Here is a 14,197-nt window from a genome sequence, read left to right on the forward strand (position 1 = left end):
CCTCACCCTCAGTCACCCGCTGACGACGGACAACCAGTGCGCACCTCTGCAAGATCAGCTGTACCTAGCTCTGCACTCCAGGCCGTACCCCGACAGCATGATCGAGGAGGCGTTCGGCGAGGGTCGGGGTGATGGGCTGCCAGCGCAGGGTGCCGCCCTTCTCGGTGAGGCGGACCAGGCAGTGGCGGGTGTCAAGGTCGGCCAGGCGCAGCGCGAGGGCGCCGCCACGTCGGCAGGCGGTTTCCGTGTGCAGCCGCAGCAGCAAGGCATCCAGAATGACGTCGTTGCCGCTGGTACGCGCCACGAGGTTGATGTCCTGCAACTCGCCAGGGGTGAGGGCGCGGCGGGGATTGGGTAGCCGGCGTGGCTTGGCGACCCGGTGGGCGGGGCTGTCCGCGGCGGTGAGGTAGCCGTCGGCGATGGCGCGGCGGTAGACCGCGCGGGCGGCCGCGATGACGTGCTCCCCGGCGTGGCGGCCCTGCCGACCGGTGCGTCGGGTGCGGGCGGTGGCGGTTACCTGACGCATGAGGGCTTCGATGTCGCTGGCGGTCACCTCGTCCAACCGCAGGTGACCGAGCACGGCGGCCATCCGGTCCCAGTAGGTGCCGTAGGTGCGCCGCGTGCCTGGGCTGGCCGCAGCCGCGACGCGAGGCACGTATTCGGCGACTGTCGGCATCGTGCGGCCGGGAGTGTCGGGGTGGGCGGTGAGGTCGGCGGGAGTGAGGCCGAGGTGGGCGAGCGTCTGCCGGGCGGTGACGATGCGTGACGGATCAGCCGGCATGAGAGGGGCCACCGAGGACGGCGGCGTGCAGGTCCGCGAGGAGCCGCGTGATGGTGTTCGAGGGGTGCACGACGAGCAGATCGCGGGCAGGGACCGCCGCCAGCAGCACCACCTGGTGCGAGGTGATGCCGCACATCTGCCGGGCCGCGACGGGCAGCGGTAGTGCCCCACGGGCGCCAACGGCGTGCGTCCCGTCGGGTGCGGCGGCGATGAGCAGGAGGCCGTCGGTGGCGTCGACATGGAGGCGGTGACCGGGCGGCCAGCGCAGCGCCCGCAGCAACGCTCGGGCCGCCACGCGGCCGTCGGCGTCGGGGCGGGCCACGTCGAAGACGATGTCGTCGACCGGTTCCCGCGCAGCTGGGAGGGCTGCGGGAAGCTCCGGCATCGGGGCCGGTGGCGGTGCCGGGCGAGGAAGCGGGGCCGGGATGACCGCGCCGATCAGCTGCTCGTCGAGGCGTCGGCGGGGCGGTTGCCGGGCGGCCATCATGGTGACCGCCGAGGCCGTTCGCGCGGCCTCAGCCCGTGGCGCTGAGAGCCCTGATCTTCGATGTTTGCACGGCTGCTACGCGGCGCCCTCATCGAGAGCCACCACGGTGGTGAGCTCCCGTGATCTGGCACGAAGAGTGGTGTCCGAGGGGGATCGTACACATGTTCGCGGCACCCATGCTCAGCATGGGTGCTCATGCCGTAATCCTATAGCAGTCAGCCCTGCGTTCCGCAGCTCGGCGTCGATATAGGCGGCGGATCTGGGCTGTGAGCTGGGCAAACAGCGGTAGGCCCGGTGACGGGGCGTGTCACTAGGCAGTTGTGTTGTCGCAGGTCAGGCGGTTGCGGGTGTGGCGTCGAAGATCCGGGGCGGCTCGGCGATCTTCAGCTTGGTGAGCAGGGCCTTCTGGGGTTGGGACAGCTCGGTGCGCTGGGCGAACGTGCCGGCGGGACCGGTGAACACGCCCAGGTGCAGCCGGTCGATCTCGGTGCGGATCGCGGTCCAGGTGCGGCCGGTCTCGGTCTCGGCGACCCGGATCAGCAGCAGGGCCAGCCAGCAGAGCAGGATGTGAGCGCGGATGCGGTCCTCGCGGCGGGTGGAACACCGGGCGCAGGTCGAGGGTGGTCTTCATGTCGCGCCAGCCGCGTTCGACTTCGAGGAGCTGCTTGTAGCCCAGGGCGATGTCCTCGGCCGACAGTGTCGGGTCGGAGCAGCGCAGCAGGTACTTGCCGTCCAGGCGCTGTTCGGCCTTGACCTTGCCTTGGTCGAGGCGCAGCAGGCCCTTGGGGGTGACGCGCAGGAACCGGTTCAGGCCGGGCTTGGTGGAGATCACGCCGCGTAGCTCGGCGCGTTTGGTGGCCGGCAGCCGGTCGGTGTCGTCGATCAGGTCCGTGAGCTGGGCGATCAGCCGTTGGCGGACAGCGGCGTCCCGGTCGGCGGGCTCAGGGTTGTAGCAGATGACGAACCGGTCGTCGGTGTCGATGTTGACTTCCTTGACCTGCAGGTTCTCCGCGACGGTCGCGTAGCGGCCCTGCCGGGCCAGCGCGGCGTCGGCTTCTGTTGTGCCGGCGCGCAGCTTCTCACCCAGGATGTAGTGCCCGCCGCCCTGTTGCAGGAAGCGGCGGTTCTCCGCCGAGGCGAAGCCGCGGTCGGCGACCCAGACGACGCGGGCCAGGCTCCACTCGCGCATGTCGGTCTTGACCTGCCGGATCAGGGCGGAGTCGCCGGTGTTGCCGGGCCAGCACCACACCCGCACGGGAATGCCGGTGCGGGTGACGGCCATCCCGACCACGACCTGGGGCAGGTCGTCGCGGGAGTCCTTGCTCTTGCCATGCGTGCGGAACCCGGCCTGCTTGACCGCCGCCGGATCGTCCTCGGCCACGACCCGGCCCTGCTGGTCACGCCACAGCGGTTCGTCGGCCTCATCGAGTTCGAAGTAGGTGCTGGTGGTGTCGAAGAACAACAGGTCGACCTCAAGGTTGAGCAGGTCGGCGATCTGGTCGTAGACCCCGCGGGTCAACGCGGGCTCGACCTCGATCAACTGGTCCATCGCCCGGTAGCAGGCGTCGTCGGTGACGTGCGGCAGGCCGGGCAGGTGCACGTCCTGGCAGACCCAGTCGGCGGCGGCCAGCTTGCTCGACGGGGCCAGGGCCCGGTTGGCGACCAGCGCGAACAGCACCCTTTCGACGTCGACCTCCCGGCGGGACGAGCCGACCAGCGGCCGCAGGACGGTGTCGACGCGCAGCCGGCGCCACAACCCGTCGAGCAGCCACGCCCCGCCCAGCGCACGGGACTCCAGGAACGACAGGCCGGCCGGCGCGGCCGCGGCCAGGGCGTCGGCCGGGGCGAGCAACCGCGACAACGCGTCGACCAGGCGGCGGATACCGGCCACGTCGAGCTGGTCGGCGCGGCCGAACGAGTACAACACTCGGGTCTTGGACGCCTTCGCGGCCGGGTCCCACTCATTGTGGGCCAGTTACAGGTAGCGGATCGTCTGCCCGTTGCGGGTCTTGCGGGTCGACGCTTTCACGTACACGAGGCACGACCGTACACCGACTATGACCAAAGGCATAGATCGGCAGCTCAACGAAGTTATCCACAGACAGGCGTGTCACTAGGTGTTTTCGCCGTTCCCGCCAGGCCGCAACGCTCTGACCTGCACCTTCACACCGCGACGCCGACTATATCGACGCTGAGCTGCGGAACGCAGGTCAGCGGGCACTGTGGAGAAGCAGCCGCTGGCCGAGTGGTAATCATCGCTGCTCGCTGCGGCCCTCGCGCCGGTCGGCCCGCCGCGAGCGGCATGAGGACTGCCGCGAATTGCACTACTCGAGCAGGTCTCGGATGTCGGCGGCGGTCAGTTGTGCGGACGCGAAGTCACCGCCGTCGAGGACGCTTCCGAACAATTCGGCCTTGCGGGCCTTGAGCGCCATCACTTTCTCCTCGATCGTGTCCTTGGCGACCAGCCGGTACACCATCACGTTGCGGGTCTGCCCGATGCGGTGCACGCGGTCCACGGCCTGCGCCTCTGTGGCGGGGTTCCACCAGGGGTCGAGCAGGATGCAGTAGTCGGCCTCGGTCAGGTTCAGCCCGAAACCGCCGGCCTTGAGGCTGATCAGGAACACCGGGGCCAGACCGTTCTTGAACTCGGCGAGCACCGTCGCCCGGTCTCGGGTGGCGCCGTCGAGGTAGCAGCAGCGGATGCCCGCTGCCTCCAGCCGCTGCCGGGCGGCGTCCAGGAACCGGGTGAACTGGCTGAACACCAGAGTCCGGTGGCCTTCGGCGACGAGATCGCTGACCTGCTCGGCCAGCACGTCCAGTTTGGTTGATGGCACGGCGCGGTGTTTCGGGTCGACTAGGGTGACGTCGAGGCTGGCCTGCCGCAACAGGGTCAGTGACCGGAAGATCTCGAACCGGTGCTGCTGTAGGTCGCCGAGCAGGCCGAGCACCTTCTGCCGCTCCCGCTGCAGGTAGGTCTGGTACACCTTGCGGTGTTTCGGGTTGAGGTCCAGCTCGATGACCTGTTCCTGCTTGTCCGGCAGGTCGGCGGCCACGTCGGCTTTGCGGCGGCGCAGCATCAGCGGCCGGATCCGCCGCCGTAGCTGGGCGAGCCGTTCCGGGTCGTGGGCCTTCTCAATAGGATTGCGGTAGTGGTCAGTGAACCGGTCCGCGCGGGGAAACAGGCCAGGTGCGGTGATGGACAACAGCGACCACAGTTCGAGGAGGTTGTTCTCCATAGGCGTGCCGGTGATGGCGAGCTTGAACGATGCCGGGAGTTGCTTCGCGCAGCGGTATCCCTGCGAGTGGGGGTTCTTGACGAACTGGGCCTCGTCGAGGATCAGCCCGGCCCAGTCGAGGGCCTCGTAGTCTTCGAACTCGAGTCGGAACAGGGTGTAGGAGGTGACCACCAGATCCGCACCGCGGACCGCGTCGGCGAGGGTCGCGTTGCGACGCGCGCGGGTCTGGGTGATGGTGGTGACGACGAGGTCCGGTGTGAACCGGCTCGCTTCGCTCGCCCAGTTGTGCACGACGCTGGCGGGGGCGACGACCAGGAACGGCGACCGTGGACCGCCGGTCTCCCGGACGTGGCAGATCAGGGCCAATGCCTGCAGGGTCTTACCCAGGCCCATGTCGTCGGCGAGGACCCCGCCGAGTCGATGCTCGTGCAGGGCGGCCAGCCACCGGAACCCGTCCTGCTGGTACGGCCGTAGCGTGGCCTTCAGCCCCGATGGGATCCGATGCTCGACGCGGCTGCCCGCGTCGGACAGTGAGCGCACCGCCTCCTGCCAGGCGGCGGCCTGGCCGGTAACCTCGCCGAGCTCGGCCAACTCCTGCCACAGCCCAGCCTGGAAGCGCCCGACCCGCAGCACCCCGGGCGGCGGGTCGTCCAGCGCGCGGGACTCGACGATCAGGTCGCGCAGCTGGCGGAACTCGGCACGATCGAGGCTGAAGTACGTGCCGCTGGGCAGGATGAGGTACTGCCGATCCGCGGCGAGCGCGACGAAGATCTCGTCGAACGGCACCTGCTCACCGCCGACCGTCACCTGTACCGACAGGTCGTACCAGTCCGGCTGCCCACCCGTGTCTGCGCCGGCGAACGTGATGACCGGGGCCTGCAGCGTCTCCTGGTAGGCGGGGCCCTCGTCGTCGAGCCGCATAACGACGTCGACGCCATCGATATCGGTCAGCCGAGGCAGGATATCGTTCAAGAACCGGATCATCGTGTCGCCGGCCACCTCGGCGGCGGCCGCCAACTGGGGCCCCGCAGGCGTTGACTCCAGCAGGCCCAGCGCCGGGTCGGCGACCATTTCGGTCACCCGCCGCACCACCTTCTCCCGGTCGGCAGCGTGCGCGACGGGTGCGGGCGCCCACAGCGGCTCCCGATGATGACGGTCACCGACCGGCAGCACCCAATCCCATCGCAGCGAGAGCCGATGCCCGGCCATGCGGTTCACCGTCAACGTCAACGCCGCCGCCCCGACATCGGGCAACCGCACCGACGGATCCACCGCTACCACTTCCGTCTGCCGTAACAGGCTCGGATAGTACTGCTCAAAGAACCGTGCCTCGTCGTCGGCAGGAACCTGGATCGCCGGCTTTGCCAGCATGCCGGCGATGCCCGGCTCCAGCGGCCGCGCCAGCGGCGCGAGCCGCAGCACCCTGTCCCGTGACCGCGGGGCAGCCTGTCCCCGCACGCCCCACCAGGCGATGCCGTGGACCGGCTGGCCCACCAACAGGGACGCATCCGGGGCGACCAGCATGCCGTCGGCCAGCAAAGTTGGTAGGAGCAGCAGGTCGTCACCGGTCCGGTCGACCCGTACCGACACCCGCGCCGGTTCCCGACACACGACGACCCGACCGGCCGCCTTTCCGGCCTGCACCATCGGCAACCCGGTCTCCTGAGCCTCGCTCAGCAGGTCCCAGATCCGCCGGCTCGCGAACGCGTCCAGGTAGACCATCTGCTGGTAGCCGCTGTAGTAGTGCCGGTCCTCGGCGGCCGTGGACAACGCCAGGATCTCCTTGAGGAGCTGCCAGTGCCGCTCCACCCGCCTCGGCTGCCCGTACCAGGCGTAACTGAGATTCGACCAGGAGATCCCCGACCGCACCCACCCGCTGCGACCTGGCACCACAGGGCGCAAGGCGATCCGCCAAGACGACTCCGCGCCAGCCTGCCCGGCAGCCGCGACGAGATCGAACTGCAACCCGACGCCGGCCCGGGCCGACACCGCATCGGCGGAAGGCTCGGGCGCCGCACCGACCAGCGGGGACAGCGCGGTCTCCCACGCCGGCGGTGGCGCCACGGCACGCGGGTGGGGCACACCTCCGGCCGACCGGACGGCGAGGATCAACGCGGCCGGATGAGCGCAGCCCGGATCGTCACCGCAGCTACACGACCCCTCCACCGCCGTGATGTCGCCACACGGATCGGTGCGCACGGTGGCGATCACCGTGCCGGACAGGTCGCCGCGGAGCCGGGCATGAGCCTGCCCGGCCTGCGAATCCCACTGCACGTCGACCAGCTCGCCCCGGTCGAGGTGGGCCCGCGCATGGACGAACAACCGCGTGCCCACCGCGACGCGCACGGACTCCTCATCCTCGGTCAGCACCAGCCGCGCCAAGGTCACCTCCACGAAATCTGGCCCGGGCAGCCGCGAGCGTATCCTTTCGCAAGGTTTGCAGTGCCCAGCGCTACCCGGTCCGACCGCCCCGTCGGCTCGGACACCAGCGGGTCGCGGCCCGGGATGGTCGACCGGAGGCTGCCGACGGCCAGCGCGAGAACTTCGAACCCCGCAGGCGGCGGCGCCCGACCCGCGTTTAGTGCGGATCGGCACGCGTGTGTTCGTCCTTTCCAGCGATGATCATCAGGCCGCGGGCAGATCCTGGGAGATCAGATGGCCGGCAGGTCGATGTCGTGCCAGCCGGCGACACGGCTCAGACGTACGATCTGGGCGGGAGGTAGAGACATGGCCAGCGGCAATGGCGCACCGCCTGGGTCGCGGTATGTGGACCAGCGGCACTTTGTGGTCGCCGCCACCCTGTCCGACCTGCGCGGTCCGGTTCGCGGTGTGGTGACGCTCGATCGGTGGCTGGACTGGTCCGGCGACAGCACCTATGACCTGGACGACGCCGGTGATCTGCAGCTGATGTACCAGACGGTGCTGAACCAGGCTAATTCGGTCGACGACTTGCGCCGGTGGTTGCACGGCCCGACTTTGCGCCGTTTGTGGCCCAGCTTGTGGCTCCCGGCCCGGCTGCGGGCGTTGTGGCAGGCACGCTTTCCCGAGCTGAGCACCCCGCCGCAGACGCTGGCCGGGTAGAAGTGGATCAAGTTCACCTCCGCTTGGCGGAGATCGGATTGCGGGTCGCTGCCCGCTACGGGTTCGCGTTGGCCGGTGGCTACGCCGTACAGGCCCACGGCATCCTCGACCGCCCGAGCGAGGACGTCGACCTGTTCACGGCGTGGGAGCGGCGTGGCGAGTTCGCCGCAGCAGTGGACGCGGTAGTCGACGGCTACCGCGACGGCGGGTATTCCGTCGAGGTGACGCAGCAGTTCGACACCTTCGCCCGACTCGCGGTCACCGATCCCGCTCAACCTGCCCATCCGTACAAGGTCGAACTGGCGGCCAACTGGCGCGCGTTGCCGCCGGTGATGATGGACGTCGGGCCGGTGCTGCACGCCGACGACGTCGTCGCGGGCAAGATGTCCGCCCTGTATACGCGCGCCGAGCCCCGCGACTTCCTGGATATCGACGCGGCCCTCATGACCGGTCGCTACACCCGGACACGGCTGTGCGAGCTGGCCGAACAATCCGACGCGTGATTCGACCGGCGCATCCTGGCGGACCTGTTCGGCATGCTGGAGCGCTACCCGGACCGACGTTTCGCCGCCTACGGCGCCCACCCCGCCCACATCAGCGAAATGCGCAAACGCTTCGCGCAATGGCGCGAAGAACTCACCGCCGACCTGCCCTAGGTCGAGCAGGAGCGTCAGGTGCGACGCGACGTCCGCAACCCGACCCTCGGCCCAGTCACGCATGGCGGCCTCGAAGGTCCGCGCGACGTGTGCGGTGATCAGCGTCGGCGGGATGTCGGTACGGACGGCCCGAGCCGCCGCACCCTCCTCGACCATCCGTTCCACCGCGTCTAACTTGATCTTTAACCTCCGAGGGTCCTTTGGGGACCCTGGCTGGTCAGGGAAACAGCCCTTGGTCGATGATCTTCTTGTCTAGGGAAGAGCATCAATAACCAAGGGCTGTTCTGGTGACCAGTGTGCATGACCATCGTCCGGCTGATGCCGTCGGGGACCTGGACAGGTTCCGGCGGGCGTTTTACCGCTGCTTGACCGCGCGTGCGGACGCGTTGTTCGACCTGACGGACGCCGTGTTGTGCGCCGATGGGCCGGTCCGGTCGTTGGTTGAGTTGTCGCTGGTGGGTGAGCACCGTCGTGGTCACGGGGCGTTGTACGACGCCCTCGCCTGCGGGCGGCTGGACATCGACCGGCTGCGTACCGCCCTCGCCGGGGTGCCGCTGCCGCGGGCGGCCGACGGGCGTCTCGTGCTGGCGGTGGACATCACCTGCTGGCTGCGGCCGGACGCGCACACCTCACCGCAGCGGATCCTGTGCCGCCCCTACGGTCGCGGTAAGGACCAGACCATCATGGTTCCGGGCTGGCCGTATTCGATGGTCGTAGCGTTGGAGTCGGGCCGAAGTTCGTGGACCGCGCCGTTGGACGCGGTGCGGCTGGCGCCCGGTGCTGATGCCGCGACGGTCACCGCCGGGCAGGTGCGGGACCTCGTGGGCCGGCTGGTCTCCGCCGGGCAGTGGCAGCCCGGCGACCAGGACATCCTGGTCGTGGCCGATGCCGGCTACGACGCGCCCCGCCTGGCGTTCCTCCTGGCCGATCTGCCCGTGCAGGTCCTGGCGCGGATGCGCTCGGACCGGGTACTACGCCGAGCCGCGCCACCACGGCAGCCGGGAACGATCGGCCGGCCGCCCCGTCACGGCGGCGAGTTCGTCTTCGGTGATCCCGCCAGCTGGGGCGAGCCCGACGCGGCCACCGTCACCGACACCCGCCTCTACGGCACCGCGACCGCGCGAGCCTGGAACCGGCTGCACCCCCGGCTGACCCACCGCAACGCCTGGATCGAGGCGGCGAAGGCACTTCCGGTCATTGAGGGAACCGTCATCCGCCTGGAAGTCGACCACCTGCCCAGCGGCGCGACCCCGAAGCCGGTCTGGCTGTGGTGGTCCGGCGTCGACCCCACCGCCGCCGACGTCGACCGGCTCTGGCAGACCTTCCTGCGCCGCTTCGACATCGAACACACGTTCCGCCTGTTCAAACAGACCCTCGGCTGGACCTGCCCGAAGATCCGCACCCCGCAAGCCGCCGACCGCTGGACCTGGCTGATCCTCGCCGCCTACACCCAGCTCCGCCTGGCCCGCGCCGCGGCCGCCGACCTACGCCGCCCATGGGAGAAACCAGCACCACCGCAGCGCCTGTCACCCGCCCGCGTCCGGCGAGGGTTTCGACACCTCCGCGCGAAGGCCACGAGGCTGTCGCACATCTTCCGATCTTCAGCTGTCAAGCGATCTTTCGTCTGGTGTCGTGCCGGAAGATCTTGTTCAGGTTGTGCACAACGCCGAGCAGTTTGATTTCGGCGTCGACGTCGCTGGTGCCGCGGTGGTGCAGGCGGCGTCCGAACCGTTGGAACAGCTGGGCGAAGCCGGGTTCGACGAGGGCGCCGCGGCGGGCGTAGAGCTGTTTGCCTTCGGTGGATGCCAGTCGGGCGGCCATGTCACGGTGGCCGGCGGGGACGTCCTGGCTGGGTGGGGTGGGGGCCCTGGTCTGGTCGTACTCCTCGGTGAGTGACACGAGCAGCGGGAGATCGGCCAGGGCAGTGAAGTTCGCGGTGCTGGCGTATCCGCTGTCGGCCAGCCATGCCGCGACGTCGCTGCTCAGCCCTGCGGTCGCGCAGTTGTGCTGAGCGCTTCTGATGACCGGAATCAGGGCGGTGGTGTCGGACGGATTGTCGTGCAGTTCGATCGCGAGGAGGATCTGGTTGCGGGAGCAGGCGATCTGCAGGTTGTAGCCCTGGACGTAGCCGCCGTGCTTGCCGAGCATGAGCCTCGACGCCGGATCGGTGAGTGACGCCCTGGCCGCCGCAGACGGGATCGGCCGAGGGTTGAGCGCACGGTGCAGCCCGGCCTGCGCCCTGGCCAGCCGGGCCTGCTGCCGGACGACCTTGGTCTTGGCCTCGATAGCAACCGGTGGGCGTCCGTTGGCACGCCGCCGTCCCGCGGCCTGGTCCTGCAGGCTCCGGCGGGCGTAGTCGGCCAGCCGTTGCTGCTGGGCGGCGGTGACCTCGGCGAGGCGCTGGGCGGCCCTGGCCACCATCCGCTCGGCGGCCTCGACCTTGATCCGGATCTCGCCGGCTGAGGGCAGCGCGCGTTCATGCAGCTTGTCCCGGGCCATCCGGGCTCGCGCCAAGCGGTCGCCGAGCCGGGACAGCCGCCGCAGGCAACTGCCGGCGGCGGTGTGCCGGGGGCTGCCTACGGCGGCTGCTGCGTCGTCCATGGCGCCCGTCAACTGGGCGATCTCGGCAATCGCCATCGGCGATCATGGTCTCCAGGGCCTGGAGGCTGCGGTTGGTGGAGCGGGCCGCGGCCGCCTGCATCGGTGAGCCGTCCACCGCCACCGCGGACAGGTCCACCAGCCCACGCTGGGCGCATAGCGCCAGGACCTGTACGAACAGGGCCTTGATGCCTTCGCGGTGACGGCGCAGGAAACGCGCGACGGTGGAATGGTCTATGTGCTGGTTGCCGGTGATGATCCGGCAGCCCACATCATCGAGGCAGGCCGCCTCGATCCTGCGCGACGAGCGCACGCCCTTGCAGTAGCAGTACAGCACCAAGCTCAGCAACACCTGCGGTGGATACGCCGCCGCACCCTGGCCATCGGCACGGTAGCCCCGCAGGAACTTCGACAGGTCGAGCTCACCGACGACCTTCAACACCTGCCAGCACAGATGCTGCGGCGGCAGCCACCCACGCACGTCATACCTGTTCGGGCCCGAGTCATCCGGGCTGCAGGAGATGAAGTTGTATCCCACGACACGACATGATCATCCACTGTGGGTTGCTGGCGGCAACAACTCTTGACAGCTGAAGATCGGAAGATGTGCGACAGCCTCCCACCAGGGTCATTGCGTTCTCGGGTAACTGCTGGTCACGGCGGTGATCAGGTCGTGTGAGCGGCGGTTGGCTTGGCGGGTGGCGCGGGCGATGTTGGTCGCGCCGGTGATGCGGTGCCAGCCGATCGCGGTGTTACGTAGCGTTGCGATGACGGCGGGGCCGGTGCCTGTCCGGGCCTGGTGAAGGTCTTCACGGAACGTCACGTCGCGTACGTGATGGAGGCAGTTCTCGATGTGCCAGTGTCGGCGGATCCAGGTTTGCAGGTCGCGGGGCGGGGCTTGGCCGGCGGGCAGCGACACGGTCAGGTAGGCGGTTTCGCGGCTGGTCTTGCCTGCGACGATGCGGGTGCGGGTGATTCGCACGGCTTGCTGGGCGTGCGGGAAGGCGATGCCGCCGGGCGTGGCGACGGTGACGGCTTTGACGGTGCGGGTCTCGCGGCGGCCGTGGGCGCGGTCGCGGGTGCGGTCACCGACCGGGATCTGCGCCCAGGGCAGCCGTTTGAGCTGCTTGAACAGGGTCGGCTGGTTGGCCTTCACCTGTACGAGCAGATGCGCTCGGCGGGCGGTGACCTCGTCGGCGTGCCCGGTCTGGGTGTGCAGGGCGTCGGCGATGAACAGCACCCCGGTGAGGGTGCCGAGTACCGTCTCGACGGCGTCGAGCAGCGGCGCGAACGCCGGGATCTCGTTGCTCTTGGCGTGCACGGTGACCTGGGCGAGGACAACGCCGGTCCCGGTGTCCAGCGCGGAGAGCAGATGCACCTGGCGGCCGGCGCCAGTGCGGGCGCCGCGCAGTGTCTTGCCGTCGATGGCGATCACCGTGCGGTACCGCCTCGGCCTGTTCACCGCGACGGGCGTGCGGGTGCGCAGCCAGCCGGCCAGGACGGTGCCGAGCAGCGTGTCGTCCAGGCGCGTCAGGAGCCGCCAGACAGTGCTGCCGGCCGGCACTCCTGCGGTGAACCCGAGCCGTTCCTGGGCGCGTTCGTCCAGGTCGTGCAGCCAATCCGTGATCGCGGCGAACGACGTCGCCCCGGCCATGACGGCGCAGACCGCCACCGCCAGCAGCGCGGTCAGCGGGTAACGCACGCCTCGTGGGTCGCGTGGATCAGGAACAGCGGCGAGTGCGTGCAGCAGCCCGCCCTGTTCACCGTCGGTGACTGGCACGGCCTCGGCGATGGAGGCGGGTGCTGCTACGGCCAGTGCAGGGATGAGAGATGATGCCATCGGCGGGTGGGGTCTTCCTCGGAGTCGTGAAGCGTCGCAACTCCATGATCACCGATGCGGCCTCACCCGCTCCTTGCGCCACCACAAAGGCCGAACTCGTCTCGAAACTCCTGGTCAGCGGCCCACCGGCCGACTATGCAATCGCCCTGCCTCCCACCTGCCCCGCTGGCGCACCGAAACCCTCGCGGCCAGGACCGGGACGGCCACCCGGCCGCGGCAACACCCAGCCCACCCCGCGTCACGACGTCCACATCGCGACCACCAAGAAGACTAACAAACCGGGCACCAAGAAAACGAAGACCGCGAATCCCCGCCCACGCCGAACAGGTTAAAGATCAAGCTAAGGCGTGTTTCATAAGCCGGTCAGAGCCATTCGCAGATGATGGTGATGGTCAGGACGGCCTGGAACCGGACGGCCAACTTGTCGTAGCGGGTGGCCACGCCGCGGTGGCGCTTGAGCCTGTTGATGCCGTTCTCGATGGCGTGTCGCATCCGGTAGAGGTCTGGGTCGAACTTCGGCGGGCGTCCGCCGCGACTGCCCTTGGCTTTGCGGTGGGCGTCCTGGTCTTTCTTGCTCGGGATGCATGCCTTGATCCCACGCTTGCGCAGGTAGGCGCGGTTACCGCGGCTGGTGTAGGCCTTGTCCGCCAGGACAAGGTCGGGGCAGGTGCGGGGCCGGCCCACCCCGAGACGGGTCACCCTGATACGGCGCAGGACCGGGATGAACTGCGGACTGTCACCCCGATGCCCGGCGGTCACCACCATCGACAGGACCTTCTGCCCCTGCTCACAGGCCAGATGCGTCTTGGTGGTCAGACCGCCGCGAGATCGTCCGAGGGCGTGATCGGCGGGTTCGTCGTGCACGCCACCGGGTGGCTCTTTCTGCAGGTGGGCGTCTCTGCGTGCGCCGGCGGCGTGTTGGTGGGCGCGGCTGGTCATCGAGTCCACGCTGATCGTCCAGGTGATCCGGCCTTGCGCGTCTGCGGTGGCCTGTGAGGCGGCCAGGATCTTGTCCCAGGTGCCGTCGCGCTGCCAGCGACGGAACAGGCCGTAGAGCGTCTGCCAGGGTCCGTACTCGGCCGGGACGTCACGCCATGGGGCGCCGATCCGGATCCGCCACCTGATCCCGTCGATAAGCTGCCGTCTCTCCCACTTCGGCGGACGACCCTTCGTTGGCGCGGCAGGCAGCAGTGCGGCGAGCCGCTGCCACTGAGCGTCGGTAAGGTCGTGCCGCCTCGTCACCGCTAAGGTGGCCACGAGGTCTCCGGTATGAAGTTCTTGCTTGGTCGCAGAACCAGATACCGGAGACCTCTTCAGATGTCGATCACCACCACGCCGGGACCTTCATCAGCCACCACAACTTCTGAAACACGCCTTAATCGCGGCTGCGGCGACCGGGTCGGTGCCGGACGCCGCCGGTGAACCCTGCGTTCCGCAGCTCGGCGTCGATATAGTCCGCGAATCTGGGCTGTGAGCTGGGCAGACAGTTGTTGGCCCGGTGACGGGGTGTGTCACTAG

General features: G+C 69.1%; 10 protein-coding genes and 1 pseudogene. 3 read left to right on the top strand and 8 right to left on the bottom strand.

Annotation, left to right across the window (positions count from 1 at the left end):
- Positions 1-64: 64 nt before the first annotated feature.
- The 4 genes from AB0I11_RS33085 to AB0I11_RS33100 all read right to left on the bottom strand — a co-directional run bounded on the left by AB0I11_RS33085 (position 65) and on the right by AB0I11_RS33100 (position 6,886).
- Positions 65-781, bottom strand: a complete 717-nt coding sequence (locus AB0I11_RS33085; RefSeq protein WP_357329662.1) for a hypothetical protein — start codon at positions 779-781, stop codon at positions 65-67.
- Positions 771-1,265, bottom strand: coding sequence for a hypothetical protein (locus AB0I11_RS33090; RefSeq protein ID WP_357329664.1), 495 nt, complete (start codon positions 1,263-1,265; stop codon positions 771-773). The genes AB0I11_RS33085 and AB0I11_RS33090 overlap by 11 nt, the downstream gene beginning before the upstream one ends.
- A gap of 313 nt (positions 1,266-1,578) precedes the next feature.
- Positions 1,579-3,195, bottom strand: coding sequence for an IS1634 family transposase (locus tag AB0I11_RS33095; protein ID WP_357329666.1), 1,617 nt, complete (start codon positions 3,193-3,195; stop codon positions 1,579-1,581).
- Between the two features lie 397 nt (positions 3,196-3,592).
- Positions 3,593-6,886 (bottom strand): DEAD/DEAH box helicase, encoded by a 3,294-nt coding sequence (locus tag AB0I11_RS33100; protein ID WP_357329668.1) that lies wholly within the window; start codon positions 6,884-6,886, stop codon positions 3,593-3,595.
- Between the two features lie 345 nt (positions 6,887-7,231).
- On the opposite strand from AB0I11_RS33100, the gene AB0I11_RS33105 reads away from it, so the two are divergent.
- The 3 genes and pseudogenes from AB0I11_RS33105 (at position 7,232) to AB0I11_RS33115 (ending at position 9,920) form a co-directional block, all read left to right on the top strand.
- Positions 7,232-7,585, top strand: a complete 354-nt coding sequence (locus AB0I11_RS33105) for a hypothetical protein (RefSeq protein WP_091302886.1) — start codon at positions 7,232-7,234, stop codon at positions 7,583-7,585.
- Positions 7,586-7,587: 2 nt separating this feature from the next.
- A pseudogene (locus tag AB0I11_RS33110) lies at positions 7,588-8,241 on the top strand (nucleotidyl transferase AbiEii/AbiGii toxin family protein).
- Positions 8,242-8,528: 287 nt separating this feature from the next.
- Positions 8,529-9,920 carry an NF041680 family putative transposase gene (locus AB0I11_RS33115; RefSeq protein WP_357329671.1) on the top strand — a complete coding sequence of 464 codons (1,392 nt, stop codon included), beginning with the start codon at positions 8,529-8,531 and terminating at the stop codon, positions 9,918-9,920.
- On the opposite strand, the gene AB0I11_RS33120 is transcribed toward AB0I11_RS33115, so the two are convergent.
- From AB0I11_RS33120 to AB0I11_RS33135, 4 genes are all read right to left on the bottom strand, one after another.
- Positions 9,850-10,740, bottom strand: coding sequence for a transposase (locus tag AB0I11_RS33120; RefSeq protein WP_357329673.1), 891 nt, complete (start codon positions 10,738-10,740; stop codon positions 9,850-9,852). The genes AB0I11_RS33115 and AB0I11_RS33120 overlap by 71 nt on opposite strands.
- Positions 10,718-11,377, bottom strand: a complete 660-nt coding sequence (locus AB0I11_RS33125; protein ID WP_357329675.1) for a transposase — start codon at positions 11,375-11,377, stop codon at positions 10,718-10,720. Before AB0I11_RS33125 ends, AB0I11_RS33120 begins: the two co-directional genes overlap by 23 nt.
- Before the next feature lie 90 nt (positions 11,378-11,467).
- Positions 11,468-12,619, bottom strand: coding sequence for an ISAs1 family transposase (locus AB0I11_RS33130; protein WP_357329677.1), 1,152 nt, complete (start codon positions 12,617-12,619; stop codon positions 11,468-11,470).
- Between the two features lie 423 nt (positions 12,620-13,042).
- Entirely contained in the window at positions 13,043-13,936 is an 894-nt protein-coding gene (locus AB0I11_RS33135) for an IS5 family transposase (RefSeq protein WP_357329679.1), read from the bottom strand.
- Positions 13,937-14,197: the final 261 nt, after the last annotated feature.

This window comes from Micromonospora sp. NPDC050495, assembly GCF_040655175.1.
Classification (GTDB): domain Bacteria; phylum Actinomycetota; class Actinomycetes; order Mycobacteriales; family Micromonosporaceae; genus Micromonospora.

Excerpts from the sequence above, each read along its gene's own strand:
- AB0I11_RS33085 (WP_357329662.1), bottom strand. The coding sequence starts at position 781 with ATGCCGGCTGATCCGTCACGCATCGTCACCGCCCGGCAGACGCTCGCC.
- AB0I11_RS33090 (WP_357329664.1), bottom strand. The coding sequence starts at position 1,265 with ATGGCCGCCCGGCAACCGCCCCGCCGACGCCTCGACGAGCAGCTGATC.
- AB0I11_RS33105 (WP_091302886.1), top strand. The coding sequence starts at position 7,232 with ATGGCCAGCGGCAATGGCGCACCGCCTGGGTCGCGGTATGTGGACCAG.
- AB0I11_RS33120 (WP_357329673.1), bottom strand. The coding sequence starts at position 10,740 with ATGGCCCGGGACAAGCTGCATGAACGCGCGCTGCCCTCAGCCGGCGAG.